We start from the raw sequence: 26816 nt of genomic DNA on the forward strand, positions 1-26816 counted from the left end.
CCGAGAACGGGTCGTGATCAGAGCCCCAGGAGCACCGTGCAAAAAATCGAGTTCGCCGACTCGGCGCAATCCACCATCGGTGTGGAATGGGAAATCGCGCTGGTTGACCGCGACGGCGCAGACCTGTGTTCCATCGCCGAAGAGGTGCTTAATCGGCTCAAAATCCAGGCCGGGCTGGACCTAGATCAAGACCACCCAACCATCAAGCCCGAGCTGTTGATGAACACGGTGGAGATCGTCACCGGCGTGCACAACACCGTGGGCCAAGCCAGTAACGAGCTGCGCGAAAACGTGCGGCTACTTATCGAAACCACCGCTCCGCTCGGCGTTGATCTGTACTCCGCTGGTTCGCATCCTTTTGCTGCTCCTACCTCGCAGCCGGTAACCGACAAAGATCGTTACGCCAAACTCATCGACCGTACTCAGTGGTGGGGACGCCAGATGGTGATTTACGGGGTCCACGTCCACGTGGGACTCGACTCGCGCGAAAAGGCGCTGCCGATCACCGACGGGCTGATCAACTACCAGCCACACTTTCAGGCACTCAGTGCCTCAAGCCCCTACTGGGGCGGGGAAGATACCGGCTATGCCTCCCAGCGTGCGCTGATGTTCCAGCAGCTTCCTGCAGCTGGCATCCCCGTACACTTCAACTCGTGGTCCGAGTACGAGGCCTACGTGGCCGACATGACGTACACCGGCGTCATTGATGACGTCTCGGAAATTCGCTGGGACGTCCGTCCAGTGCCTCGCCTAGGCACAGTCGAAATGCGCATCTGCGACGGAGTCAGCTCGTTGGCTGACATCGAAGCAATCACCGCGCTGACACAGTGCCTCGTGCACGACATGTCCTTGAGCCTCGAGGCTGGCTATAAGATTCCGGTCATGCCGCCGTGGTTCCGCGTCGAGAACAAGTGGCGGGCCGCCCGCTACGGGCTGGATGCCATCATCATCCTCAACGCTCAGGGGGATGAAATGCTAGTGACCGACCACCTGCGACAAGAGGTCGAACGACTCACTCCAGTGGCCGAGCAACTCGGTTGTGTAGACGAACTACAAGGAATTATTCGGCTGATCGAGCGCGGCGCGGAATACCAGCTTCAGCGGCAGGTTTTCGCAGCATCGGGTGGGGACTTTTCAGCTGTTGTTCGCGACAACGTAGCCAGATTGCACTCGCTTTAGCTCCAATTCGGTAATAGTCGGCTTTCGGGCCAAAACCCCGGCTAGTAGAGTGACGTTGAGCGCGAAGATTGCCAGCGAAGTCGTTGTCTAGCAACAGGTGAATTGGAGTTCGTGCCATTGCTCTCGCAGGAGCCGGCGTTCCGCTATGCGTTACTCATGCCGCGGCCACACTCTCGCGCCATAACTTAGTCGCTAGCTCCTCGACCAGAGGATGATGGAGCTGTCAGCCAACCAGTCCCGGTAAGGCGTCTAGCCCCTGTCTTCAATGATCGGGGTGCCCCAATATTGCTTGTTAAGTATCCGCGGGCCCCGCTTTATGATCGGCTCCTAGTGTTCAACGAGCTTTAGAGATGTGCGTAGTACTCTCGAATGTATTTCGCCATAGCTATACGCCGTTCGACAAGGAATGACTGATAGTTAGCCGCAGTCGTCTCGGATAGTGACGTGGGGATTGCGTTTTCAGAGAACGCATTAGCTAATTCGTCGGCTGTTGTAATCTCCCCCAGTGTAAGCCGGCCACTCGCGATTTGATTCTCGACCTGGGAAACGTATACCGATGGGTCGGTGTCACTAATCGCGATATTCACGTGAGTTTCCGTCAGCGCAAAATTGGCGATTTGGTTATATAGAGCCTTGTCTTTGATACCCGACTTGACCAGATAGTTCTTGGGAACGAGATGGTGTATGTCCCCTCCGTCTTCAAGCATCTGCGCGACCGTTACATGTTTCGACAAGAAGCCCTTCGCGTTCCGTTGAACCTGCGCGGCAAGGAAAATACTGAAGTAAGGGCTACGGGTACTTGTGGTGTCGAGATTCGAAGGTAATTCCACATCCCAGAACCCCTCGGTGAGACGCCCTCGCTCGATCTCTTCGAGGTATGGAACGACTCCTAGGTCGTTAATACGGCGCAGGTCTGATTCGAACACTGTCTCAAAGGATCCGGATTGCCGTCCAGTCAGTAATGACATGACGTACCAGCGGCGGACTACGCTGCGAATCTCACCCGGGCCGAGCTGCTTTTCTGCCCGCAGTCGCAGAAATAGCGCGTAAGCAAAATTCAGTGCGTTAGTAGAGCCAATCAGGCGGGGTTGTGTGAAACCCGCTGACTTAATCGTCTGAATGAACTGCTGGAAATTGTACTTATTGACAATCTCCCGTAGAACAGACTCAAGCTGAGCGAAAGATTCTCGGGCGAGCTCTTCACTGTAGGATCGAGTCTCGAAGTCTCGTCCGGAAAGCAAGCTGACTAGGCTAGCCATCTTGCCTCGTCCGAATCCTCGTAGGCCCGCAATTCGAATAATGTCTGTGTAGTCCGGGTCGAAGAGATCTGAATTATCGTCCTTTAGCTACGCGATCTCGTCCATGAAGCCCGAATCGAGGAATTCAGCATCGTTCTTAGTAATATCCTCGAACACATGCGGATGGCGAGCCATATGACAGAAGTAGTCGATGAGCTTGCGCAAGTTAGCTCCATGAGTTCCATGGCTGGAAATCTTACTCATCGCAAAGTCGGCGCCCGAAAGCGGGACACCCTTTGAGTTAATACGCACAAAGATCTCGGTGACTGTATTGATATCGAGATCATCCGCTAGCGTAATGATGCCAACGGCAGCATTCTGAATGTCTCCGAGCCGCTGAAGCGAATTGACCACAACTGATTCGTCGGCATTCGGATTTTGCTCTAGGTACTGGGTGATCGCTCGGTAGGTTGATGACCCGCTGATAAACTCTGCAACATCTGGAATCCACGCTTTATCTCGGTTAATAACCGGCGTCAAGGTTTCGAACGCTTGCGTTTGTGGATTGAAGGCAATTTTTATGCGCTTACGCGCATAGTTCTTATCGACAACCTCATGTCCCACAAGTGCGGCGGTCATGGCAGTGATGCGTTGTTGTCCATCAATTAGGATCTGCTTGTGACCGGATGTGGTCCCATCCTTGAGGCCGACATCAACACTCTGCCACGTGATGAGGTAACCAACTGGATAACCGTTGTATAGCGAATCGAGCAGATCGCGCACCTTAGTAGAGTTCCAAACGAATGGTCGCTGCATTTCCGGAATGGCAATCTGCCCCGTGCGCACCCATGTTAAAAGTGTTTGCACTTGCTCTTGACGCACTGAATACTTCGACAAATTTCCCCCTAAAGCGGCTAAGGCAAACACCGTATCTGACATTATCGCTTTCAACCTACAAATCGGTGCATCGTAACCGAATCGGTATTGTTCGCCATACTAGAAAGGTGAAAATCATACGTTCCAGGTCCTTCATTCGGACCCCAAGTACCGGCGTTGAAGGCGCTTTCGCTTTCCAACAGGTTTGAAACAGCGCTCAGCTGTCTAGGCGGGACGCACAGCAAGGGACTCCGACGCAATAATCAACAGGATTTAAGTCTTTCCAGCCAGCAAGTGCGAGTTGGCGCCGACACGGTTGAAGCACGCATCAAATGTCAGATGCCACGTTGGGAGCAACACTGTGCCGCAGAGAACTCGAACGTAAAATCAAACAACTCATCTGCTGAGCGAAAGTGGCAAGCGAATACTTATACCGGGAATCAAGGAACGGCGCAGTGACTGTCAAAGTCCGGGACAACGTAGCGAAAGACAAAAACCTCCTGCGCAGTGATCTAAGCGACTTAGAGAATAGCATCGAGAAGCACCTGCCGGCATAAAAGCTCAAGGGCTCCAGGGTCAACCTCCGCCGTAATCCCCCAACAGCGAAGCAGTTGGAGAGTTGGTCAGGCTCTATGAGTCGAAGCGGGCGTACTGAACGGACCAGCCAGCGGCTTAGATTCACGGTTCACACAGTGCTGAAATATCTGCAGACCCGTGGAGTGCAAACGAGGGGATGCTCGCAGATGGGTGAGCTAGAAGTCAAAGCCTTCTTCGACTCGACGCGACTCTTCATCGTGTCCCAGCGCCTCATCTCGGAAGCCTTTGGCAACTTCACGTAACAGTCGAGCTGTCTTTGGCCACTCGTCCGCTAACGCATTCGCATAGTCATTGTATTTGTCTGCCAATTCGCGTTCCTGAATCCCACCGTCAGTGAGTCCTCGAAATGTCACGTCTCGGCCATTGAAGATTCCGATCTTGAAGTTGCGATCGATGGTCTGGCTACTGTCAGTCTCAAGAAAATTCCGTACCGGCGTCGATGGCCAGATCTGCTCCTGTTCGTCGGCTTTGTCCTTGGCCAGCACCATGCCTATGTGAGCTTCTCCAACTTCAAGCCGGCCAACTGCACTCAGGCGTTCTCGGGTCTCGCCAATCCAGTTCGCAAGCGAGATCTCGTCTATCATGCCATCTTCTCTCGTACCTGGAATCAACTTCCAGCGATAAAGCAGGCGCCAAGCATTTGATGCGGTCTCGGCTGAGGTTTTGGGTCCATCATTTTCTTTATTGCCGCGGTAAGCGTAGCTGATGATCGCTACAAAGAACTCCGGTGATGTCGCGAGCAATGATTGAAGAGCCTTAGTATTCGTCGATTCGTCGAGGGCTGGCAAGAGCCTCCACTGCAGAAGTCCAAGTTGCTCGACATCAATAGCGCCGCTCTGCTCGGCTTTCTCGAGCAGCGTCTCGATGTCATATCGCGACAATATACACAACTCGGGGTCACCCGAGAAGGCTAGCGAGTTGAGTAGCTCAACGACGAGCTCAGGAGCGAGCTGGACCTTGCCTCCATGGGAATAGAGCGCGAGCATATGGAGCGCAACCGCATAGCGGCCATGTTTACCGAGTCTACGCGCGGCCTCGTTAACAAGCTCAAAGTCGCCACGTCCTTGGATTTCGAATTCGGACCAATAGAGCCGCTCTACGTCGGCACCGAAGTCAGGCAACAAGTCCCAGACCAACTGCAGATCTTCTGCGATTCGCAGAATTCGAGCGACAATTAGAGCTGACTCTCGATGACGACGAGCCAGTGACACGATTCTCGCGGAGTCAGGCAACGTAATGTGGGCAATCGCAGCTTCTGCAAACCGCTGGATTCCCTTATTCTCGCTCACTAGAACCGGTGCCAGGATGTCAATATCGAGCACAACGTGATCTGAATCGGCCGCAGCTGTGCCGACCGCCCAGGGTGTCTCTACTTTACTTGCAAGTTCAAGGAGTCCATCGAGACCATCCTGGTCGAATACCAACTCAGTTGCGACGACCTGGCGGCGGCGGAGCTCAATCCTGTATGCAGGATAATCGCCTCGGCGAATTACATCTACAAGGTCGGGGCTATGTTCAAACAGCCACTCCACTCGATCTTGTGTCTGGTCAGGCTCGAACTTCGCCGCCAGATTGTCAAAGATAACCAACTCGTCTTCGTCCATCGCCCAATCAGCTCCGCTGTACTCACGATGCCGCCGCGTTAGCGCAGTGAGCTCCTTCCATACTCCCTCGGCCACACCTTCCTCAAGATCACCTCGCCTACTGGCCACCTCGAAGGCCGCAAGAACACGTTCGCGAAGATCTTTTGTAAGGTCGCCCAGTTTGTCGACAAGATCAACGAGACGGGCCGGGTCATCTTGCACGAGTTCGAGACTCAGGTCAACGATGTGGCTTACGGCACCAAAGTAGTCGGCCATAGTGACTTTGGTCTGGAGCGCCTGAGACTTCCAGTCATGAAACTTAGGGCCGACCGATTCAGTTATGAAACCGTGGGAGCTCGGAAGCAACGTGAGCAAAAGAGACCAAGTCTCGCTGGGATGGTTCTTCGCTAGACGGGTGAGTACTCTGTTGCGCGATTTCAACGACGCTAACGTCTGCGGACGCCACGGGACAAACGATCTCGTGAGCGACTCTAGGGGGTGGTTTGAGACCTTCCCATTCGGCGCCATCTGTACCAGCTGCATGGCCAGGGCTGTCGTCTGCCCAAAATAAGCTGGCGACCAACCAAGGACATCCAGCGCCCATTGAATGTAGACATGTGGGCTGGTCGGTGAGAAGAAGTGATCGCTACCCTCAATAAAGACTTGGTCAGGGAGATTTCCTCCTGGACGTAACCTGGTACCGACTGCATCAAGGAAGGCGTCTGGAGCTGCTTCCGCGATCAACGACAGAACGTCGAAGAGTGATTCCCAGAGTTTTCCGTTATTGTCCTCCTCCGCGCGCTCCAGGAGCGCTCGAACAAGCATCTGTGACCAAGCACTGAGCGTCTGGCCACCGACGACTTGATCCTCGTCATGCTCTAACGACCCCAGCATGGCGAGGGTAGCGGACAAGCCTTTTCGCAGATCAGATGAGTGGTTTCGTACCTTACCGTCAATATTGGCACGCCACCTCTCATCCCTAGGGAGATCGAGCTTCGGATCAACTGCACCAAGGATGTCTTGCATCACAACCTCGAGCGCTCGAAGATCTTCCGCAGTGATTCGAGTTAACACTTCCGAACCAGAAGCTTCCCGATCGAATACCTTCGTGGCCGCACCAACCTTGGTAAATATCGGCACCGAACCTTCGACAAAGGGAATCAGGGCTTCTTGGTACTCTGCTAGCCCGACGCCCGTGAGCTGTGTAATCGCTTCCCTATCTCCGGACGCTCCGGTGTTCCACGAGCCCAGAAGCCATGCTCTGCGGGCCAGTGTTGAATCGGCGAACGTTGCTACAGTCAATGTGGAATGATTCGCCGACCCAGTGAGCTTCTGTTTGTAGAGTGCGACGCTCTTGTTTATAGCACGGGCGAGTTCGGACACTCGCGCTTCTTCTACCCCTAGGCTCCCAAGCACTCGTTCCGCTTCACCTATCGGAATCCTTGGCAGTACGAACGACGCGGGGCCCGACGAGGTTTGCAAAATAACATGGTGACCGCCGATGAGGTCAGCCTGCCGAACCAGCGACTCCTCGAACGGGACAAGGATGAGCAGTCCCTCCGTGTCTCCGAGCCACCTAAGTGCGCCCGGTTCAAAGACAACAAGTGCGCGGTCGAGCAATTCCTGGCAGAGCTTCGGGTCGGCCTTCTTGATCACGGAGGCGACAAAGGTCAGGACTTCATCGGAGTCAGGTGCTTGGATCCAAAGCTGTCGAGCAGCGCCGTCAGTTATTGATGCCAAAAGCAGGGCCGCCTCGTTCGCACGCCCGACAGTCAGAAGGCCTGGAGTAAGTAATCCATGCGCGCGAGCCGCATAACTTTCCCACCAATTCTCAAGAGTGCGCACTCCGTTAGAAGGTAACCCTAGTTCTTCGGAGAACCGAATATGAGTACGGGGCGACCTCTCAAGGGCGGCATACAGATCTGATGAATTTCTTACTTCAACATTTTTCCACTCGCCAAGCTCGGTCTTCTTTTTTGCCCAGTCTCGACCACTTGGCCAACTACTTGTAGTCACAAAAACAAATGTCGTTTTCGATTTATCAACACCGAGGGGGTCTTTAGTACGTTTGTTGTAGTCCTCATCGGCCTTGCTATTCGTGCCTTGTCCAACTCCGAATTCCCAGACGCTGTCACCCAGCGGAACGAACGGAGTACCAACGAGCGACGAGACAATTCCGTCATAGCCGGAATGACTCACGTGCTCATCACCGGGCATATTCAGTCGAGTGATGTTTGGAACTAGGTCGGCGATAAGATTTCGCACGAGCACGGGTGTCCGCGACTGCGCTGCGCGAGACTTTCCCCAGGCCTCAAGCTGAGCTTGACTCACTAAATGTGGCAGACGATAATTCACATGCAACCCCCGCGCTACCCACTATATTGACTGGTGAATGTGATGCATTGCGAATCTAAATTCAGCCCGTATCATATCTAATTTTACTATAAACTAGGCGACTCGGAAAGCGGACTGCTCGCCAACAATGCGCTTATCTGCAAGTATACGAAACTGGCGGACCTATGGAATTGTGGTTAGCCTAAATTGGTGGACACCCGAACGAGCAGGATCCCTGATCCGACATTCGGGAGGATGTCATTAGTGAAGAGTATGAACAGCAACGCAGTTCCTTCAACGACGAGTAGCGCCGAAAACAACCGGCCTAGTCATCGACGCCTGGCCCAGCATCAGCGCTGTCGCCAAGGATCTGAACCTCGGTGAGCAATCACTGGGCACGTGAGTGAAGAAGGAACGCGCCTGTCGAGGCAAGAATAGCTAAAGAACTGGCACGTTGGACGAAACCGAACGCCAAGAACTCAAACACTTGCGCAAAGAAGTCTGCGATCGGCGGGAAGACGACCGCATTCTGGAAAAAGCAGCGTCCTTCTTCGCGTTTAAGCAACATCGATCGAACGGTTCGAACTGATATACACCTGGAAGAGTCACTTCGCCCTGACCCGAATGACGGCATTGATTCAGGTGTCTGAATCCGGCTATTACGCCTAGCGGCAATGCCAGACCAAACGAGCCGTCCCCAAGTGCTGCCGTGCATCCGGAACACGACCATAACGTCGTCAAGGTCTTCAAAGACTCAGACCGGACTTGCGGTGCACCGCAGGTGGCTGTGGAAGTGTCTCGTGAAGGATCCCCTGCTGGTCAGAAGACGGTGTCTGTCTCGATGCTTCAGCAGGGCATCGAAGAGATCAGCCCTAGTAGATTCACGCCGGCGGCCAAAATCCTTGGCATCGAAACCTATCACCTGCCGGATGGCATGCACCGCCAACGGGATCAAGGAGCCCCGGGGTAAAGTCTGGATCAGCGATATTGCATATCCGCTCATAAATGGGGGTGGCTGTACTGGTGTGAGCTGCGTGATGTTCTCTCAGGGTGCCCGGGTTGGCGCTGAACAACGCGCAGGACACCAATCTAGTGAAAGGTAGCCGCGCATGGGCAATACGCTGTGTGACGAACAACCCTCTGGCCGCATGGCGTTCCAAGCAGATCGAGGTTCTCGATTCACCTCGGCTCAGTTGCAAGACGCGGCGCTTGAACTGAATCTGTTGCATTCAGTAAGGCGCGCAGGAGTGCGCTGGGATAACGCCATGAGCGAATCGTTCTGGTCGATACAAAGAAGTGAATACTATGTCCGCTACCGGTGAAGCACCATGTAGAAGCAAAACAGAAAGTGGCTTGGTGGATTAGGGGTTTCTATAACCGTCTCCTGTTGCATCTAAGCATGCGGATGTTATCTCAGGTCGAGTTTGAACAGGTGCTTCGTGACCAGCATATGCTGGCCTGTGCCCGGGAAACCGAACTCGTGCTAGCCGCATGAGCTAGAGCACGTGTCCACTAGTTGCGAGGAAGCCGAAAAGTTCAATCGTGATATCAAATTAGTCGCGCTGCACCAGATAACCAGTCACGGTAGAAATCATCGCGAGAAACGGCAGAACCGATGCGTGCAACGACTAACCAAAAGAGTTGGAGCCCCTATCTCAGCCTTAACCTAGAAACTTCAAGCGGATTCAAGATAGTGGGTGTGTATAAAGTCTTGAAATCGACTGCCCACAGAACACGAGATTACATGCCAGGTCGACAAACACTCTCACCTACCCGCCTAAATTCGGCGCTAGTCGCCCGTATCTGAAGCAAAGCTCCAAAGCAGGTTCATATCGTTCGGAATTAGCAAGGGAGAAGGATCTCTGTCACCGGCTGTGAAGAATCGGTCGCGAAGTCTAGGCCAGATGGCTCCGCTCCCCCAGCCACCAGCTGAGCGCCCAGTGCCGCGACCATTCCACCGTTATCGGTGCATAGCTCGAATGGCGGCACGGTAAGCCCGATGCCCGCCGAGGCGCAGCGTGCGGCCAGTAGCTCACGAAGGCGAGTGTTGGCCGCGACTCCCCCGCCCAACAACAGCGTGGTCAGCCCACTCTCCTGACAGGCGCGTACCGCCTTGGACGTGATCACGTCCACGACGGCTTCCTGGAAGCTAGCGGCGATATCAGCGACAGGAACTTCTTCCCCGGCCGCTTCGAAGTGCTCGACGCAACGGGCCACCGAGGTCTTCAGCCCGGAGAACGAGAAGTTGTGCCGGTGCTTACCCGGATTCTCGGCGGTTCCAACGAACTTGGGCAGGCTCAATCCGCGGGGGAAACGGAATGCCTTTCGGTCGCCTTCCGCGGCGGCCTTAGAGATTGCGGGTCCTCCCGGGTAGCCCAAGCCGAGCAGGCGGGCTACCTTGTCAAAGGCCTCTCCAGCTGCATCATCGATGGTGGCACCGAGCAGCTGCACATCCTCGGTCAGCGAGCCGACGCGCAGGATTTCGGTGTGCCCACCGGAAACCAGTAGCGCACCGAACTGCTCGGGTAGCACGGTGCCTTCAAGAACGCCGACACCCACGTGGGCCACGAGGTGGTTGATGGCGTAGAGCGGCTTACCGGTGGCCACGGCCAAAGCCTTGGCCGCAGAAACTCCAACCATCAGTGCACCAGCAAGCCCGGGCCCGCTGGTCACTGCAATGGCATCAATCTCGTCTAGGGTGACGTTGGCGGTACGCAGGGCCTGACCGAGAGTGGGCACGAAGGCGTCGAGATGTGCGCGGGCCGCGATTTCCGGGATGACCCCACCGAAGCGGACGTGCTCTTCCATGGAACTCGAGACGGTGTTGGCCAGCATTCGTGTGCCACGGACGATGCCTACGCCTGTTTCATCGCAGGATGATTCGATTCCCAGCACCAGTGGTTCATTGCGGTTCATCAGTACCTAGTCCTTCTCATCCAGCGTTGCGTCGGCTGTAACTCGTAACGGCAACGGCAAGCGCATAATCTGCGCGTCAATGCCGCCCTTGTAGTAACCCGGACGGATATGAATGTTCTCGAATCCCAAAGAAGCGTACAGTCCGATGGCCACCGGGTTATCCACGCGGACTTCAAGCATGACCTGCTCGGCTCCGCGTTCCTGGGCCCGCGCGATAAGCGTCTGCATCAGTTTGCGGCCCAGGCCTTGCCCCTGCGCGGCGGGTGCCACGCCGATGGTCTGCACGTCGGCAAATTCGGCCACGGTGCACAAACCGGCGTAACCGAGGATCTGACCGTCGGCTTCGTAGACCCAATAGTCTCGCGTCTCAACCTGCTCGAGCTCTGCGACGAAGCCCTCCAGCGGCCACGGGTCGCCGGGGAACAGCTCGGTCTCAAGTGCATGAACTGCGGGGATGTCATCCGTGGTCATCCAGCGTAGTTCAGGGCTCATGCTTGAGCCTTCCGCATGAAGGCCGGTACTTGCGCATCGGATTCACGTAGATAGCGTGGAGCGGTGTCGCTGAGGTCTACGCCGTCGGCGAGGAATTGCAGACCGCGTCGCCCGAGCAGCGCGGCTTCGGCGAGCCAGTCGGCACTGGATGCCACGGGCTGAGCACCGGCCTCCTCCAACTGCTCCGGGTAGAGCCCCGCTCCGGCCCCGTAAACCGGCAGTGCGGGCAGGGTGTCTGCCGCCCCTACGCGAGGCCCTTCGAGTAGCGTGCCGGAGGCGTCAAAGCGTGCCCAATACAGTTCGCGGCGCCGGGCATCGGCAGCCACAACGAATTCACTCGGAACCTGCACGTCGGCATCGAGTACGCGCTGGACGAGTGCCTCGAGGGACATCACGCCGTTCAGCGGGACGCTCCACACGTAGGCAAAGGTGCGGGCAGCGACGAGCCCCACGCGGAGCCCGGTGAAGGGACCCGGTCCCACGCCCACGATGATCCCGGCGAGCGCGGACCCCTGAATCTGTTGGTCGTCCAACAGCTCGGCGACATAGGCGTTGAGCGTTTCGGTTTGGTCGTTGGGTGCCGGGGAAGTACGTTCCGCGAGCACCGTGCCGTTAACGGCGTCCACAAGGGCCACCGAGGCATGCGCCGAACTATCGATGGTTAGGTAGATGCCGTTCATGCTGCTCCTTCTCCCACTGCCAGTTCGAGTGCGCTGGCGAGACGTTGGAAGTTACCCTCGGCCCAACGAGGACCGATGCCACGAACCACCATGGTGCGCGGTTCATCGAGTTCTTCCTCGGATTCTTCCCACGGGGCGGCCGTATTAGGTGCCAACTGTTCACGATCGAGGCTGATCTCGAGTCGTGACTCGCTGAGGTGCTCGACCTTGCCGGTCCCCCACTCCACGACGGTGACGTTCTCACCGAGCGTGGATTCCAAATCTAAGGTGTCGATCTCTCCCCCGGCCTCCAGCCGGTAGGCATCCACATGGACGAGCCCCGGTCCCTCAACGAGTGAGGGATGGTGCCGAGAGAGCACAAAGGTCGGTGAGATGATGCCCGAGCGTACTTCCAGTCCCTCGCCGAGGGACTGGGTCAGCGTGGTTTTGCCGGCTCCGAGCGCGCCGGTAAGGATCACTAGGTCGCCGGCTTGTAGCCAGGCCCCGAGCAGATGGCCTACTCGTTCGGTGGCTTCGAGTGTGGTGAGCTCGAGCTGTAGCTGTTGTTGGTTAGTTTCCATCGGTAGCTCCCCAGCTGCCTTCGACGTATTGTCGTGGAACGCGCGGTGAGATGCGCGTGATCATTTCATAGTTGATCGTGCCTGCGGCCTCGGCCCATGTGGTGACCGGTTGGCCGCCTTCTCCGAAGATCACCGCTTCGGCGCCAAGCAGTTTTTGTGGATCGGCATCCGGCCCGAGGTCCACTACGCACTGGTCCATGGCGATAGTCCCGCGTACCGGGTAGGAGCGTCCGTTGATGGTCACTGGTGCCCCGGTGGCGGCGCGCGGGAGACCGTCGCCGTAGCCCACGGGAATCAGACCAAGCACGGTCGGACGCTCGGTGATGTAGCGCAGGCCGTAGGAGACCCCCTGCCCGGCTGGTACGCGTTTGACGTTGGCCACCTTGGTCACCAGACGCATGGCCGGGCGCAGACCGTAGTGTTCCGGGCTTTCGTCCGAGAAGGGGCTCAGACCGTACATGCCCAGTCCGAGCCGTACGAGATCGTGGTGCGAGTCGGGTCGAGACAGGATGCCCGGGGTGTTAGCGATATGCCGTACCTCGAGGTCGAAGCCAGCGGCCTCTACTTGTGCGATGACATCGTCAAAGCATTCAAGTTGCCGGTCGGTCTCTTCACGTTCGGGCTCATCGGCCACTGCTAGGTGAGAGAACACGCCCACCACGCGCAGGAGCCCGGCGTCCTGGTATTCCTCGGCTCTGCGCAGGATCTCGGGTAGTAGCTCAAGTGGTACGCCGTTGCGCCCCAAGCCGGTGTCGACCTTGAGGTGCACGCGAGCCGGCGTTTGGGTGCGTTGCGCGGCCTGAGCGATGGCGTCCAGTTCCCAACCCGAAACACCCAGATCAATATCGTGGGCCAGGGCCTCCTCAAAGGGTGTGTCGGCCGTGTGCAGCCAAGCCAGCATCGGTGCAGTGAGTCCACGCTGGCGTAGCGCCAGTGCTTCGGTGACGTGTGCGGTACCCAGCCATCGCGCTCCGGCACTGAGTGCGGTGCGGGCGACCTGTTCGGCTCCGTGACCGTAGCCATCGGCTTTCACCACGGCTAGCACGGCCGCCGGGGCTACGAGCTCGGCGATCCGGCGCACGTTATGACGGATCGCGGACAGGTCGATTTCCGCCCGGCGTTCCCACCCATCCTGATGCCCCGGAACCGGCGGCTGACCGGCGGACGACTCATCGGCTACTTCAAAGTTCACCTGTCCATCTTGCCACTTTTAGCCGCCGCAATGCTCCAAAACAGCAAGGTTAAAGCTCACAGGCCGGTGTCACCGATTCGATTCGGTGACACCGGCCTGTTCGCAAGTAGGTCGAATAGTAGTTAGTTGGCGCTAGCGTAGCGACTTGATTTCGTCGCGGATCTGCTCGAGTAGGGCCAACTGCGGATCTGGCTCGGCTTCCTCTTCTTCACCGTCTAGGCCGCGGCGCGCCTTGAGCGACTCGGTAACCTTATTGATCGGCAGAACCACTACGAAGTAGACAGCCGCAGCAATCAGCAGGAAGTTCACCAAGGCGGTGAGGAAGACACCAAACTTGATGTCATTACCATCGATGGTCACCACCAAGAACTGATCAAAACTTGGCGACTTAGTCAATGCCGAGATCAGCGGCATGAGAACGCTGTCCACCAGCGCGGTAATAACGGCACCGAAGGCGGCACCGATCACAACGGCAACGGCCAGATCTACAACATTGCCTTTTAAGATGAAATCGCGAAAACCCTTAAGCATGGCTTGATCATACACAGCGATTTATTCGGACCACGACTGATTCGGCTAACGAGTGCAGAATCTTTCGGTGAACGGTTAGCAACTAGTCAAAGCCGCTAAAGCTTCCTAAGCAGCATTCTTCTCACCGAGTGATCGGCGCTCTTGCGCAACACCAACTGTGCCCGACCCCTCGTGGGTAGCACATTCTCCTTCAAATTCGGCTCGTTAATGCGCTTCCAGATGCCATGTGCGGTGCGACGAGCCTCCTCATCGGAGAGTTGAGCGTAGCGGTGGAAGTAGCTGGCCGGATCGGCGAAGGCTCCGGAGCGCAACTTCATAAATCGCGAGATATACCACTCTTCAATATCGCTCGTCCGCGCGTCGACATAGAGGGAGAAATCAAAGAAGTCACTCAGGGCCAGACCCACCGTTCCATCGTTGCGGATCCGTGCAGGCTGCAGGACATTCAGTCCTTCCACGATCAGTACCTGTGGCGAGCGCACCACATTGCGCTCGCCGGCAAGAATGTCATAGGTCAAATGCGAGTACATAGGTGCCGACACCTCTGGCACGCCGGACTTCACCGCAGAGACGAAACGCAACAGCGCACGGCGGTCGTAGGACTCGGGGAAACCTTTGCGATGCAAGATCCCGCGACGCTCAAGCTCGGCGTTGGGATACAAGAACCCGTCGGTGGTGATCAACTGGACGTCGGGAGTTTCTGGCCAGCGACGAAGCAGTTCGCGCAACACACGAGCCGTGGTCGACTTACCGACCGCCACGGAACCGGCGACACCGATAACAAACGGGGTGCGCCGGGTTTGTTCCCCAAGGAAGGTGGTGGTGGCGCGGTGCGTGGCACCCGCACCCTGCACGTAGAGATAAAGCAGGCGGCTCAGCGGCAGATAGACATCGCGCACCTCGTCGAGGTCCAAGCCGTCGCCGAGGCCACGGAGCCGTTCGATATCGGCTTCGTTCAGCGGCTGCTCCATCTCATTAGATAGTCGCGCCCAAGTTTTTCGGTCTAGCTCCACAAAAGGAGTAATGGGGGCATCGACCTCATGCTGTGGTTCCACGGGGTCAAATTCTGCCAAGAACCATAGGGTTTGCCCAAACTTGGGGCACAACCCCTTGGCCTACTGTGCACGGCATCACGCGGCACGGGCGATGCGATATTCCCGATTTTTCTATGTCACGTGCCACCATTTTTACCTCCATCGCCTTTCAAAAGGTAGGCTTTTGGGCATGTGTGGAATCGTTGGATATGCAGGAACCTCGAGCCGGAGCGCCGAACACGGCGCCCTCGACGTTCTAATTGAAGGCTTGCGTCGACTGGAATACCGCGGCTACGACTCGGCTGGCGTGGCCGTCGTGGCTGACGGGGCAATCCACTCCCGTAAGAAGGCCGGCAAGCTGGTAAACCTTGAGAACCAGATTGCCGAGGCGCCATTGCCGGACTCGTTGACCGGTATCGGCCATACCCGTTGGGCAACTCACGGTGGTCCGAGCGACCAGAACGCCCACCCCCACCTTGCCGACGGTGGCAAGCTCGCCATGATCCACAACGGCATCATCGAGAACTTCGCCGAGATCAAGGCCTCCCTGGTCGCAGAGGGCGTCAAGTTCCTCTCGGACACCGACACCGAAGTTGCTGCAGCACTGCTGGGCAAGATGTACAGCAGCGAGGCCGAGGGCGACTTGACCCGCGCCATGCAGTTGGCCGTCAACAAGCTTGAGGGTGCCTTCACCCTGCTGGCCGTACACCAGGATCACCCGGGCGTCGTTGTGGCCGCACGCCGCAACTCCCCGCTCGTCCTTGGCTTGGGCGAGGGCGAAAACTTCCTCGGCTCGGACGTCTCCGGCTTCATCGACTTCACCCGTCGCGCCGTCGAGCTGGGCCAGGACCAGATCGTCACCATCACCCCGGAGAGCCACAGCATCATCGGCTTCGACGGCGAACCGGCCGAGGGCCGCGAATTCAACGTCGACTGGGATGCAGCCAGCGCCGAAAAGGGCGGCTTCCCCTCCTTCATGGAGAAGGAAATCCACGATCAGCCTGCCGCCGTGGCCGACACCCTGCTGGGCCGTTCGGACGCAGAGGGCAAGCTGACCCTCGATGAGCTGCGCATTGACCCGGAGAAGCTGGCCAAGATCAGCAAGATCGTCGTGCTCGCCTGCGGTACCAGCGCATACGCAGGCTCCGTAGCCAAGTACGCTATCGAATCCTGGTGCCGTATCCCGGTTGAGGTCGAGCTCTCCCACGAGTTCCGTTACCGCGAACCTATCGTGGACAAGAACACCCTGATCGTTTCGATCTCGCAGTCCGGCGAAACCATGGACACCCTGATGGCCGTGCGTTACGCCAAGGAGCAGGGCGCAAAGACCCTGTCCATTTGCAACACCAACGGGTCCACCATCCCGCGCGAGTCCGACGCCGTGCTCTACACGCACGCCGGTCCGGAGATCGCAGTGGCTTCCACCAAGGCATTCTTGGCTCAGATCACCGCCACCTACCTGCTGGGCCTGTACCTGGCACAGTTGCGTGGCAACCTGTTCTCGGGTCAGATCAAGGACATTCTGGCCGACCTGGGCAAGATCCCGTCGAAGATCCAGGACATCTTGGATCGCGACAACGAGATCAAGGACCTGGCCCGCTCGATGGCCGATGCCTCCTCCGTGCTGTTCCTGGGCCGCCACGTTGGCTACCCGGTTGCCATGGAAGGCGCCTTGAAGCTCAAGGAAATCGCCTATATCCACGCCGAAGGCTTCGCCGCCGGCGAGCTGAAGCACGGTCCGATCGCACTGATCGACGACGGCCAGCCGGTCTTCGTGGTCGTGCCTTCGCCACGCGGACGCGATTCCCTGCACTCGAAGGTCGTTTCCAACATTCAGGAAGTTCGCGCCCGTGGCGCCAACACCCTGGTAATCGCGGAAGAAGGCGACGTGGACGTGCGTGAGTACGCCGAGTTCGTCTTCTACGTGCCGGAGACTCCGACCTTGCTGATGCCGCTGCTGGCCACCGTGCCGCTGCAGATCTTCGCTTGCGAACTGGCGACCGCCAAGGGCTACGACGTTGACCAGCCTCGTAACTTGGCAAAGTCTGTCACCGTCGAGTAATCGATAGGTTGAACAGGCTAGTAACCTGCTAGGTCCGAATTTTGCGGGCAATGCGGCCGCTACGACTTCTGAATGATTCAGGGATCGTGGCGGCCGCTTCTTTTTTTCTAGACTGTTGACACGCCTTCGACCCAGTTAGCGCCAGCTCCGTGGCCCACCGGCGGTCACGCGCACGACACACGACACCTTTCACTTATAAATGAAAGGCGATACTATGAACGTGTAGATAACGGTACAAGCAGGTACCTCGCGGTAGCTTACGTCGAGGTGTTGAACCGTTCGCAAGAATAGGAGAACGGGACATGAGCGCAGCTCTACTGAGAAACGAAGTTATCGTTTCGGCAGAAGACCTCAGATCCGTCCGTGACGAGTTCGAGAATCATGCAGCGGAAATCACGGGCTTTGCGGCAGTTCTTGCTAATGGAGAAACACGCGAACTGCCCAAGGAACTTTCGGCCATTTTCAACCTCACATTGCGTACACTAGCCGCAAACGGCAGCGTAAGCGTTGCAACGCTGCCCGATGAACTGACAAGTAATACGGCTGCAGAAGTCCTTGGAGTTTCCCGCCCAACGATACTAAAACTTGCTAACGAGGGGCAGATAGAGTCGTTCAAAGTAGGAAGCCACCGACGCTTTAAACGCGAGGCTGTTCTAGCATTCAAGGCACGACGGGAACAAGCACGGCGTGTCGCCATGGAAGAGTTCTTGAAGGTTGAGGACGAACTTGGGGATTAGCCGAATCTTCAAAACACGCTGAATCTAGGGCAATATTGCGTCTATGATCCAGCGTGTTTTCGTCGATGCGAACGTATTATTCAGCCGAACACTACGTGATTGGCTATTCCTGTTGCGTGCCGAGTCTAAAGGTGGTCTATTCCAGATCCACACTACTTGGGACATCATCACGGAAGCGGGCTCGCGTCTTCGGGACAAATATCCTGAAGCATCAGGCACCTTAGTCGCAGAACTGGTGGACAAATGTCAATTACTGTTTGACGAGATTCTCGTCAATTACCCTGGCGGCAAAGTCCCCGAAATGACAGACCGCGAAGACTGGCACGTGCATCATGCGGCAACCGCCAGTCGTGCGAACGTTCTCTTGACCGAAGACACCGGATTTCTCTCCGAGGACACGTTCTACGAGGTGTTTAACTGCGACGAATTCTTTGTGGAAATCAATTCCTCAGCGCCATCATATGTACGAAACGTAACAGAAAAACAAGCCGTGTATTGGGCTGCAAGAAACGGAAAGTCGCTGCCCGATGCGCTCCGCGATTCAAACTGCCCCATGTTTGCAGACGCCGTCCAACAACACATTCTGAACATTGGACGTTGCGGCTCGTCTCGCCGCACATAGTTCTGACACATCGTGGCGATTTGCTCACAAACCGGGCCCAAATCGGTTCACGCTCAACCTTTAGATACTGTTATACCCATGATTGTTGGAATTGGCGTGGACATCGTCGACGTTCCCCGATTTGGCACCCAGCTCGAAAAAGGGGCAGGGCTCCTCGAGCGACTCTTCACCGACTCAGAGCGTCCGCTCCCCTTGCGTTCGCTTGCGGCTCGGTTCGCGGCCAAGGAAGCTATTGCCAAAGCTTTAGGTGCCCCCGCAGGTCTAAATTGGCAGCATTGCACGATCGTCAAGGACGAGGCCGGAGCACCGCAAGTCTCGCTGTGCGAGAGCGTCCTTAAACGGGCCGATGCCTTGGGCATCAAGAATTGGCACCTGAGCTTGTCGCACGATGGGGATATGGCTATCGCCATGGTGGTCGCAGAGCGTTAATTATCGGCGCGGATAATTGTCGTCCACCGGGTATCGATGAGTATTCTTACTTGTATGATCCCTGTTTACAGTGTGGCTCAAGTACGTGCGGTCGAGCAGGAAGAAATTTCCTCGCGTGGAAGTTCTGTTCTGATGCAGCAGGCGGCCAGCGCGTTGACCCAGTGCGCAATCCAGATGCTCGAGCAGCATCCAGCCAACACCGACACGCTCGTGGTGGGCTTGATCGGCCCGGGCAATAACGGAGGCGACGGCTTGTATGCGCTCGCGCAGCTCGCCGGCTACGGATATGCCACCTGCGCCGTGCTATGCGCAGATACCGCGCACGAGGAAGCACTGAAGGCCTTCAAGGCGCATTCTGCTGCCGAGGTGCTCCAGCTGGAACAGGCTGACCAGCGTCTGAAGGACGCCGCCCTGATCATCGATGCCATTTACGGCATCGGTTACCGTCCGGGTGCCGAATTGCCTACCCTGCCGGCTGGCTCCCGAGTCTTGGCCTGCGATGTGCCCTCGGGGTTGGACCTCACCACGGCGCGTGCCGACGATCGCGTTCTTCTCGCCGAACGCACCGTAACCTTTGGGGCGATGAAGGATGCGCTGATTAGCGGCGACGGCCCGCTGGTCTCCGGTGAGGTTGAATTGGCTGGGCTCGAATTCACGACAGATTCGCAAACCCCCTCCGCGCACCTGGTGGACGAAGACTCCGCCAAGGAGCTGTTGTCGGTCCACCGCAGCTGGCGGGATGCTGGGCGTCACAAGTACGAACGCGGGGTCTTGGGACTCATCGCGGGCTCAGCACTGTACCCGGGAGCCGCACAGCTGACCGCACGGGCCGCAGTCGACGGCGGGGTGGGGCTGTTGCGCACCCACGTCCCCTCCGAAGTCCAGGCGCTCGTGGCGCAGACCGTGCCAGAATCGGTGCCGCTGGACGATGACCAGATTCGCGAGGCACTCTCACTGGCTCGCCGTTACCTTCACGGACGCGGTGCAAAAATTTCCGCTTGGGCCATCGGCCCGGGTCTCGACAGCCGCACTCCCCCGACCGGTGTGATCGCCGATGTCTTCACCAGCCGCCAGCCCGCCGTGATCGACGCCAGCGGACTGGAATTGGTGCCCATTGGTCCAAGTGTCCAGCCACGCGTGTTGACTCCGCATGCCAAGGAGTTGCGCATGCTGCTCAAGCGCGCTGGAGTCGTGGTGACCGCCGATGAAATCTCGGAAGACCCGGCCCGCTGGACCCGTTGGGCCGCACTGGCCTACAACGCCGTGGTACTACTCAAGGGACCGACCAGCTACGCGGTGGCCCCCGATGGTCGCACTCTGATGGTCTGCCACGCCTCGGCACAGTTGGCCACCGCAGGTAGCGGAGACGTGCTTACGGGAATCTTAGGTCGTCTGCTCTCCGACGCCTCACTGACCGGCGCTCAGGGGCTGACTCCGGTCTCCAACAACCGGTTGTTGGAGCTAACGGCTTGCGCGGCAGTGATCCACGGTCATCTAGGCCGTGTCACCGCCGCACAGGGTAGCGTGAGCGCCTCTCGGCTGATTGCGAACCTGCCAGCCGTCATGGGCGAGTTCGGGCTGTAGATGCACTGACTTTCGAGGTTGACTACTCGAGTGAAGAACGGTCACTCAACGCAGGAAGTGTACGGTCGTTTTGGTTATGGTCGTGCAACTACCTCGAGAGCGAGCCCCTGCTCTTCTTCTGACTCGTAGTCGTGAGCGTGAGGCCAGCCATCGGCCATGATCCGTTGGAGCCCCCAGATCATTCCGATCGTCGGCGGTGAGAAAAGGCCTGTGCACGTCACGGGTGAAAACTAGGACATCGCGTGTGACGTCCCGAAGGAAGGACCGATACGCAATAGCGGTGCTCGCCAGAATTTGGCAGATCGTGGGCCGCGTTCGGTAGACGACGCCAGAGCTCGGTGTAATCGACCCGTGAATGGTCGTCGATGTTCGCGTGCGTGAAGTCGTATCCGAGCATCAGGTTGCCCAGCATGCTCTTCGGATTGTCAGAAGAACTGAGCCAAGCATTCTCGTCACTCACCCTGCGGCCAGCGTGGTTCCAATAACCATCGTCGTGTGTGTTCCCGCTCGTCTTTCACGACCACGTGTATCAGTTAGCCGGTTTAAGGGTGCTCATAAGCGCTAGCGGGGTCCCTCTACCACGATCGGAAAGCGGGCAGTTGGGTCCGCCTCGCAACAGTGTGGATGCGGATATCTGTTGACACATCGAAGCTAACTCATCATGCGTCGAACTGAGCCGGGCCCGTCCTCAATCGCATCAGCAAGACGACGTAGCGCGTCAATACGGTTTCGGATGTCGTATTCCGCGAGGTCTTCGCTCAGGTAAACATTCATATACTCGTTCGCTGGTAAGGCCGTTCGCGCCAGCGTTTCGTGGTGGGTTGAGAGACCTAGCGACGGACAGCGACCTCGCTGATTGGTCAGCCATCGTAGACAAAGAGGCGAGAGACTTTCAGACGGTGGCGCGACGCGAGGCCAACACCGGGTGTTAACCGTCTTAGCTTCTAGCCAGGTCGAAGGGCCGACCGTCGCCTTAGGCCGGCCCTTCGAGACTGATCGTAGAGAACGGATCTGTTTAGATCAGTCCACTGGGGAGACCCGGATGAGATTACCGTCGGGATCGGTGATTACGAATGTACGGCCAAAGACATCATCATGAGGCTCCTCGACAACGTGGACTCCTTTAGAGACCCATCTCGCGTAGATCGCATCTACGGCCGACGCCGATCCTGGAACCATCAGCCCGACCTCGCAGGTGCGAGGAGTACTCGGAACCGCGTGTTCGTTGCGTCCAGTCCACAGCGCGAATAAGACGCCGGGAGCAACTTCGAAAGCAACGTAGCGAGGGCTGGAAAAGGTGGGTTCGATCTCGAATAAGTCGCTGTAGAAGACCGTGGCGCGTTCAGCGTCGCGTACGTAAATCAGGAACAAATTGGGCGCGGGCACAGTGCACTCTCCTAAAGTCGTTGGGTTCAGGTTGTCACACAAGTTCACGGCATAATCGCGACAAGACCTGTCACCTTTTCTGCGAAGATTGGTCAGTATGAAGGCTTCGAGACTGCTGCAACTTTTGCTACTCCTGCAAGTACGTCAGCGCATCACCACTACCGAACTCGCCGAACGCATGGAGGTATCCCGGCGAACAGTACTAAGAGATGTCGAGGCGCTTGCGACGGCAGGTGTACCTGTTTATGCCGAACGCGGACGGAACGGCGGAATCGTCCTCCTCCCCAATGCACGGCTCAATGCATCGCACCTGGAACCTCGGGAGCTGGAAGCCCTCTCCGTGGCGGGTTTGGACAGCACGCAACTTGAGAGTTTGGGACTGTCTGCTGTGCGTGAGTCGGCTGCAAACAAGATAGCCGCCCGCCAAAATACAGCGCTCAACCACCCGACTATGCCCCGCCTGTCGGAATTGGTCTTGGTTGACAGCAGCCCGTGGCTTGCCCACTCGAACTCGGAGGTGGACGTAGCGGAACTAGCGTCCGCGTTACGTCAGCGACGTCGGTTGCGCATCCAATACAGGCGCAGCGCCGAAGAACAACCCTCGACACTGGAGGTTGACCCGTACGGAATCGTAGCGAAATCGGGCCGCTGGTACCTCATCGCCGACGACGAGGGAACCGGCAGGCTGTTTGCACTGGAACGTCTGTCAGCCTACGAGACGCTTGACGCGCCAGCGGCCCTTCGTCCCGACTGGACACTCCGTACCCTATGGCGTGTGCTGAAAGAACATACCGAAATATTAGGTTCGATAAGGGTGACCGCCCGCCTCAGAGATAACCGCCTAGACCTCGCACGGCGAGTCTTGGGCGCCCGCATCGACGATGTCAGCAACGCGGAGAATGGTTGGTGTACCGTAGCCATCCGCTATCCCAGCCTCGAATCAGTTCGGCAACTCCTCCAATTTGGCGACCACATCGAAATACTGACGCCACAGGAAGCCCGCGAACGCATCGTTCAGCTGGCTAGGGATCTCGCAGAAAGACACTCGACCCCTTCCCTATGACTCGATGGTATTAAGCGCACTGTCTACAAAAGGACCCGGAGATTACACCTATAGCAAGATGGTCGCTTGAGCTAGAATCCGTAGCTACGCACAAATTACGCCAGTGATATGTCGTCGATACGTGACTTCACGTCAGGCGGAATCCACGCTTCGTGAGCGGAACGTTGACTGCGAACCCGAATCTTCTCAGACCTTACAACCACACTTACCGGTATTGGCCTGTAGTTCCTCGAGAATACCTGACATCACTGGCGAACGACCCAAACGAAGACTCGAGCAGGAACCCCGTCAAAGTGAAACGTGCCCGCGTGAGTGTTTTCTTCGTAGCAACCAGCGTAATTCCCCGCGTTGAATTGATTTATTGTCGCAATTGTCGCCAGGTTGTTTGGCATTGTTTTTTCCGCCCACGGACCACCTTTGAACAGAATAGTAGTAGCCATCGCAATGACCTCCTTGGTAGCCTGCCGTACCTGCAGTATCTGAACGCCCCTAACGGAAGTTTACTCACACACAGCATCACTCGTGCGAAGTCGCACACTCAGTACTTCGTATATCCATCCACGCTGGTCTAGTGTGCACATGATTCTTATTGGGCCTCCTCGCCAGCAAAGGTTAATCTAGGAGTTCTTGCGTTCCGGCGCAAGACATATGCCTAGTCCTTGCTCGAGCAAATAGGTATCAGATACCGAAGTTAGCTTGCCAAAACTTTGCGTCACGCTTCTTTTTTAGTAGCTGTCATGGGCGAATTCGGGCTCTAGAACCGCCTCTGACACACGAAGGCCGCCGACGCAGAGTGGAAGGTAACTCCACTTCAGCGTCGGCGGCCCCGTCCGTTTTCAGGGCCGTTTAGAGCTCCTGCTGCGGGTACTTCTCCCCCGGCCCGGTGATGTCCCAGCCGGCCTCTCGCCAAGCCGGCCGGTCCAGCACATTGCGTCCATCGATCAACCGTTGTTCGGCCACAACCTCGGCGAGCTGTTCGGGCTGTAGCTGACGGAATTCCTGCCATTCGGTGAGTAGGAGCACCACATCGGCATCCTGCGCGGCCTCCTGCCACGAATCAACGTAGTTCAGGCGCGGGAAGCGGCCGGCGGCGTTGGCGTTGCCCTGCGGGTCGTAGACCGAGACCTCGGCGCCGGCGTTGAACAGGCGTACGGCCACATCGAGGGCTGGCGAGTCACGAACGTCATCGCTGTCGGGCTTGAAGCTCACACCGAGCACGCCCACACGCTTACCGGGTAGCTGATCGCCCAGCATGCTCTTGGCCAGCGCCACCACGCGGTCACGACGCCGCAAGTTGATCTGGTCCACCTCGGCGAGGAAGCCCATGGTATGGCTCAGGCCCAGTTCGCTCACGCGGGCCTGGAGGGCACGAATGTCCTTGGGCAAGCATCCGCCACCGAAGCCAACCCCGGCATTGAGGAACTTCCGTCCAATACGCGCATCGTGTCCGATGGCGTCGGCGAGGGTCTTGATATCTCCGCCCACGGTCTCGGTCACCTCGGCGAAGGCGTTGATGAAGGAAATCTTCGTGGCGAGGAAGGCGTTAGCGGCCACCTTGACCAGTTCGGCGGTTTCCCAGTCCGTGACAACCTCGGGGGTGCCTGCGGTCAGGATCGGTGCATACACCCGACGCAGCAGCTCTAGCGGCCGCTGTCCGTCTAAGCCATAGACCAGACGATCCGGGGACAGCGTGTCTTTGACCGCGAAGCCTTCGCGGAGGAACTCGGGGTTCCATGCCAGCGAGACCTCGCTCCCCGGGCGGGCACGGTCGGCAATCCGGGCAGCCAGTCGGCGGGCCGTCCCCACCGGCACGGTGGACTTGCCCACGATCAGTGCTTCACCGGTGATGTGCTCGAGCAAGCTGTCGACCGAATCATCCACGTACTGCATGTCGGCCCCGTGCCCGTCGGCGCGCTGCGGAGTGCCCACGGTGATGAAGTGGATATCTGCCTCGTTCGCGGCCAGTTCATACGAGTCGGTGAAACGCAGTCGGCCGCTACCCACGTGCTTACGCAGCAACTCGGGCAGGCCCGGTTCATGGAAAGGCAAAATGCCTGCGGCTAGGGCCGCGAGCTTCTCCTTATCGACATCGACGCCGATGACGTCATAGCCAAGCTCGGCCATGCAGGCCGCATGGGTGGCTCCGAGATATCCGGTTCCGATAACGCTGATGCGCAGGCTCACGCTGGATGACTCCCCTTCAACTGGAACTGCTTTAAGTGCAACAATGCCACATCCCCACCGGTCAGGCCCTGTCGGACACTACGGTGGGGATGTGGCATTCACCAAAGATTCACCGGTGCGTCAGCTCAAGGCTAGATGCTCCGCCACGGAGGCGGCCAGCGCCTCGGCTTCGGTCTGTGCCTGTTCTTGTGTGGCGGCCTCGACCATCACGCGCACCACCGGTTCGGTGCCCGAGGGACGTAGCAGCACACGTCCGGTGCTACCTAGGCGCAGCTCGGTTTTCGCAATGTCATTCAGCAACGGTTCGCATTCGCTGACGCCGGCTTTATCCACGCCACGGACGTTGATCAGTACCTGCGGCAGCACGTTAAGTACGCTAGCCAGTTCCTTCAGGCTCTTGCCGGTGGCCTTGATACGGGCTGCGATCTGCAGGCCGGTAAGAACACCGTCACCGGTGGTGGCGTACTGGCTGAAGATTACGTGACCGGACTGTTCGCCACCGAGCGAATAGTCGCCTTCGCGCATGGCTTCGAGCACGTAGCGGTCTCCCACACCGGTCTGCTTCACGGTGATGCCGGCAGCTTCCATGGCCAGCGTCAGCCCGAGGTTGCTCATCACGGTGGCAACCAGGGTGTTGTCCTTCAACTCGCCGCGGTCCTTCAGTGCCAACGCCATGATCGCCATGATCTGATCGCCATCCACGATGGTGCCCTCGTGGTCCACGGCGAGGCAGCGGTCTGCATCGCCGTCGTGGGCAATGCCTAGGTCGGCGCCGTGCTCGAGCACCGCGGCCTGTAGCGGTCCGAGGTGGGTGGAGCCGTAGCCGTCGTTGATGTTGATGCCATCGGGTTCTGCACCGATGACGATCACCTCGGCACCGGCGGCCGAGAAGACCTCAGGTGAGCAACCGGAGGCGGCACCGTGGGCGCAGTCCAGTACGATCTTCAGTCCATCGAGGCGGTTAGGCAGGGACTGGAGCAGGTGAACGATGTAGCGGTCCTCGGCATCCGAGAAACGGCGTACGCGGCCAACCGAGCCGCCGATCGGACGCGGAGGTTCCATCTGCAGGCAGGCCTCGATTGCGTCTTCGAGCGCGTCATCGAGCTTCTTGCCGCCGCGGGCCAGGAACTTGATCCCGTTATCGGGCGCGGCGTTGTGGGAGGCGGAGATCATCACGCCGAAGTCCGCGCCGAGATCCCCCACCAGGTAGGCGGCGGCCGGCGTCGGCAACGTGCCGGCGTCCTCCACGTTAACTCCCGAAGCTGCCAGGCCCGCTTCAATGGCCGCCGAGAGGAAGTCACCGCTGATGCGCGGATCCTTGGCCACCACGGCGACCGGCTTACGCCCCTCGTCGGTCTGGCTACGTCCCAGCACGACGGATGCGGCCTGTGCGAGCTTCAAGGCGAGCTCAGGCGTCAATAATTCGTTTGCTTTTCCACGGACCCCGTCGGTCCCAAATAATCTTGCCATCCTTACCATGATATGCCGTGCTATTCGATTTAACGCATATGTCGTAGACGGGTCGGTAATTTAGGGT

At 57.8% G+C, this 26816-nt stretch carries 21 protein-coding genes and 1 pseudogene; 8 read left to right on the forward strand and 14 right to left on the reverse strand.

What is annotated here, in order from left to right:
- Positions 1–36: 36 nt before the first annotated feature.
- Positions 37–1179, forward strand: coding sequence for a glutamate--cysteine ligase (locus ACJD00_RS11235; protein ID WP_418907075.1), 1143 nt, complete (start codon positions 37–39; stop codon positions 1177–1179).
- 344 nt (positions 1180–1523) lie between these two features.
- Here ACJD00_RS11235 and ACJD00_RS11240 read toward each other — a convergent pair whose 3' ends face one another.
- The 3 genes from ACJD00_RS11240 to ACJD00_RS11250 form a co-directional block, all read right to left on the reverse strand.
- Positions 1524–2438, reverse strand: coding sequence for a hypothetical protein (locus tag ACJD00_RS11240; RefSeq protein ID WP_418907076.1), 915 nt, complete (start codon positions 2436–2438; stop codon positions 1524–1526).
- 87 nt (positions 2439–2525) lie between these two features.
- Positions 2526–3356 carry a DUF262 domain-containing protein gene (locus ACJD00_RS11245; protein WP_418907077.1) on the reverse strand — a complete coding sequence of 277 codons (831 nt, stop codon included), beginning with the start codon at positions 3354–3356 and terminating at the stop codon, positions 2526–2528.
- Positions 3357–4045: 689 nt separating this feature from the next.
- Positions 4046–7738, reverse strand: coding sequence for a hypothetical protein (locus ACJD00_RS11250; protein ID WP_418907078.1), 3693 nt, complete (start codon positions 7736–7738; stop codon positions 4046–4048).
- A 329-nt stretch (positions 7739–8067) separates the two neighbouring features.
- On the opposite strand from ACJD00_RS11250, the pseudogene ACJD00_RS11255 reads away from it, so the two are divergent.
- Positions 8068–9302, forward strand: a pseudogene (locus ACJD00_RS11255) (IS3 family transposase).
- Between the two features lie 347 nt (positions 9303–9649).
- On the opposite strand, the gene tsaD reads toward ACJD00_RS11255, so the two are convergent.
- The 7 genes from tsaD to coaA form a co-directional block, all read right to left on the reverse strand.
- Complete coding sequence (tsaD, locus tag ACJD00_RS11260) at positions 9650–10723, reverse strand: tRNA (adenosine(37)-N6)-threonylcarbamoyltransferase complex transferase subunit TsaD (protein ID WP_418907079.1); 1074 nt, start codon at positions 10721–10723, stop codon at positions 9650–9652.
- 6 nt (positions 10724–10729) lie between these two features.
- A complete protein-coding gene (gene rimI / locus ACJD00_RS11265) occupies positions 10730–11215 on the reverse strand; it encodes a ribosomal protein S18-alanine N-acetyltransferase (protein ID WP_418907080.1) in 486 nt (161 codons plus the stop codon).
- Complete coding sequence (gene tsaB, locus ACJD00_RS11270; protein ID WP_418907081.1) at positions 11212–11895, reverse strand: tRNA (adenosine(37)-N6)-threonylcarbamoyltransferase complex dimerization subunit type 1 TsaB; 684 nt, start codon at positions 11893–11895, stop codon at positions 11212–11214. Before tsaB ends, rimI begins: the two co-directional genes overlap by 4 nt.
- Positions 11892–12455 (reverse strand): tRNA (adenosine(37)-N6)-threonylcarbamoyltransferase complex ATPase subunit type 1 TsaE, encoded by a 564-nt coding sequence (tsaE, locus tag ACJD00_RS11275; RefSeq protein WP_418907082.1) that lies wholly within the window; start codon positions 12453–12455, stop codon positions 11892–11894. Before tsaE ends, tsaB begins: the two co-directional genes overlap by 4 nt.
- Positions 12445–13647 carry an alanine racemase gene (alr, locus tag ACJD00_RS11280; protein WP_418907083.1) on the reverse strand — a complete coding sequence of 401 codons (1203 nt, stop codon included), beginning with the start codon at positions 13645–13647 and terminating at the stop codon, positions 12445–12447. Before alr ends, tsaE begins: the two co-directional genes overlap by 11 nt.
- A gap of 132 nt (positions 13648–13779) precedes the next feature.
- The gene (gene mscL, locus ACJD00_RS11285) at positions 13780–14178 is read right to left on the reverse strand and encodes a large conductance mechanosensitive channel protein MscL (RefSeq protein ID WP_418907084.1); all 399 of its coding nucleotides are present in this window, start codon (positions 14176–14178) and stop codon (positions 13780–13782) included.
- A gap of 95 nt (positions 14179–14273) precedes the next feature.
- Positions 14274–15191: a type I pantothenate kinase gene (gene coaA, locus ACJD00_RS11290; RefSeq protein WP_418909331.1), complete on the reverse strand. Its 918-nt coding sequence runs from the start codon at positions 15189–15191 to the stop codon at positions 14274–14276.
- A gap of 211 nt (positions 15192–15402) precedes the next feature.
- Between coaA and glmS the strand changes: the two genes are divergently transcribed.
- The 5 genes from glmS to ACJD00_RS11315 all read left to right on the forward strand — a co-directional run bounded on the left by glmS (position 15403) and on the right by ACJD00_RS11315 (position 20646).
- A complete protein-coding gene (gene glmS / locus ACJD00_RS11295) occupies positions 15403–17274 on the forward strand; it encodes a glutamine--fructose-6-phosphate transaminase (isomerizing) (protein WP_418907085.1) in 1872 nt (623 codons plus the stop codon).
- 302 nt (positions 17275–17576) lie between these two features.
- On the forward strand, positions 17577–18011 hold the full coding sequence (locus ACJD00_RS11300) for a helix-turn-helix domain-containing protein (RefSeq protein ID WP_418907086.1): 435 nt from the start codon (positions 17577–17579) through the stop codon (positions 18009–18011).
- A gap of 43 nt (positions 18012–18054) precedes the next feature.
- Positions 18055–18633, forward strand: coding sequence for a PIN domain-containing protein (locus ACJD00_RS11305; RefSeq protein WP_418907087.1), 579 nt, complete (start codon positions 18055–18057; stop codon positions 18631–18633).
- A gap of 78 nt (positions 18634–18711) precedes the next feature.
- Positions 18712–19062: a holo-ACP synthase gene (locus tag ACJD00_RS11310; protein WP_418907088.1), complete on the forward strand. Its 351-nt coding sequence runs from the start codon at positions 18712–18714 to the stop codon at positions 19060–19062.
- A gap of 54 nt (positions 19063–19116) precedes the next feature.
- Complete coding sequence (locus tag ACJD00_RS11315; protein ID WP_418907089.1) at positions 19117–20646, forward strand: NAD(P)H-hydrate dehydratase; 1530 nt, start codon at positions 19117–19119, stop codon at positions 20644–20646.
- Between the two features lie 1020 nt (positions 20647–21666).
- On the opposite strand, the gene ACJD00_RS11320 is transcribed toward ACJD00_RS11315, so the two are convergent.
- Entirely contained in the window at positions 21667–22032 is a 366-nt protein-coding gene (locus ACJD00_RS11320; RefSeq protein WP_418907090.1) for a VOC family protein, read from the reverse strand.
- Positions 22033–22129: 97 nt separating this feature from the next.
- Between ACJD00_RS11320 and ACJD00_RS11325 the strand changes: the two genes are divergently transcribed.
- Positions 22130–23095, forward strand: coding sequence for a helix-turn-helix transcriptional regulator (locus tag ACJD00_RS11325; protein WP_418907091.1), 966 nt, complete (start codon positions 22130–22132; stop codon positions 23093–23095).
- Positions 23096–23340: 245 nt separating this feature from the next.
- On the opposite strand, the gene ACJD00_RS11330 is transcribed toward ACJD00_RS11325, so the two are convergent.
- From ACJD00_RS11330 to glmM, 3 genes are all read right to left on the reverse strand, one after another.
- The gene (locus tag ACJD00_RS11330) at positions 23341–23535 is read right to left on the reverse strand and encodes a hypothetical protein (protein ID WP_418907092.1); all 195 of its coding nucleotides are present in this window, start codon (positions 23533–23535) and stop codon (positions 23341–23343) included.
- Positions 23536–23941: 406 nt separating this feature from the next.
- Complete coding sequence (locus ACJD00_RS11335; protein ID WP_418907093.1) at positions 23942–25279, reverse strand: UDP-glucose dehydrogenase family protein; 1338 nt, start codon at positions 25277–25279, stop codon at positions 23942–23944.
- Between the two features lie 120 nt (positions 25280–25399).
- The gene (glmM, locus tag ACJD00_RS11340) at positions 25400–26749 is read right to left on the reverse strand and encodes a phosphoglucosamine mutase (protein WP_418907094.1); all 1350 of its coding nucleotides are present in this window, start codon (positions 26747–26749) and stop codon (positions 25400–25402) included.
- Positions 26750–26816 lie beyond the last annotated feature (67 nt).

This window comes from Glutamicibacter endophyticus, from assembly GCF_048457885.1.
GTDB classification, from domain to species: domain Bacteria; phylum Actinomycetota; class Actinomycetes; order Actinomycetales; family Micrococcaceae; genus Glutamicibacter; species Glutamicibacter endophyticus.

What these genes read in the sequence shown, in the direction of transcription:
- ACJD00_RS11240 (WP_418907076.1), bottom strand. Translation starts at nt 2,438, where the DNA reads ATGGCTAGCCTAGTCAGCTTGCTTTCCGGACGAGACTTCGAGACTCGA.
- ACJD00_RS11245 (WP_418907077.1), bottom strand. Translation starts at nt 3,356, where the DNA reads ATGTCAGATACGGTGTTTGCCTTAGCCGCTTTAGGGGGAAATTTGTCG.
- tsaD (WP_418907079.1), bottom strand. Translation starts at nt 10,723, where the DNA reads ATGAACCGCAATGAACCACTGGTGCTGGGAATCGAATCATCCTGCGAT.
- rimI (WP_418907080.1), bottom strand. Translation starts at nt 11,215, where the DNA reads ATGAGCCCTGAACTACGCTGGATGACCACGGATGACATCCCCGCAGTT.
- tsaB (WP_418907081.1), bottom strand. Translation starts at nt 11,895, where the DNA reads ATGAACGGCATCTACCTAACCATCGATAGTTCGGCGCATGCCTCGGTG.
- tsaE (WP_418907082.1), bottom strand. Translation starts at nt 12,455, where the DNA reads ATGGAAACTAACCAACAACAGCTACAGCTCGAGCTCACCACACTCGAA.
- mscL (WP_418907084.1), bottom strand. Translation starts at nt 14,178, where the DNA reads ATGCTTAAGGGTTTTCGCGATTTCATCTTAAAAGGCAATGTTGTAGAT.
- glmS (WP_418907085.1), top strand. Translation starts at nt 15,403, where the DNA reads ATGTGTGGAATCGTTGGATATGCAGGAACCTCGAGCCGGAGCGCCGAA.
- ACJD00_RS11300 (WP_418907086.1), top strand. Translation starts at nt 17,577, where the DNA reads ATGAGCGCAGCTCTACTGAGAAACGAAGTTATCGTTTCGGCAGAAGAC.
- ACJD00_RS11305 (WP_418907087.1), top strand. Translation starts at nt 18,055, where the DNA reads ATGATCCAGCGTGTTTTCGTCGATGCGAACGTATTATTCAGCCGAACA.
- ACJD00_RS11310 (WP_418907088.1), top strand. Translation starts at nt 18,712, where the DNA reads ATGATTGTTGGAATTGGCGTGGACATCGTCGACGTTCCCCGATTTGGC.
- ACJD00_RS11315 (WP_418907089.1), top strand. Translation starts at nt 19,117, where the DNA reads ATGATCCCTGTTTACAGTGTGGCTCAAGTACGTGCGGTCGAGCAGGAA.
- ACJD00_RS11325 (WP_418907091.1), top strand. Translation starts at nt 22,130, where the DNA reads ATGAAGGCTTCGAGACTGCTGCAACTTTTGCTACTCCTGCAAGTACGT.
- ACJD00_RS11330 (WP_418907092.1), bottom strand. Translation starts at nt 23,535, where the DNA reads ATGGCTACTACTATTCTGTTCAAAGGTGGTCCGTGGGCGGAAAAAACA.
- glmM (WP_418907094.1), bottom strand. Translation starts at nt 26,749, where the DNA reads ATGGCAAGATTATTTGGGACCGACGGGGTCCGTGGAAAAGCAAACGAA.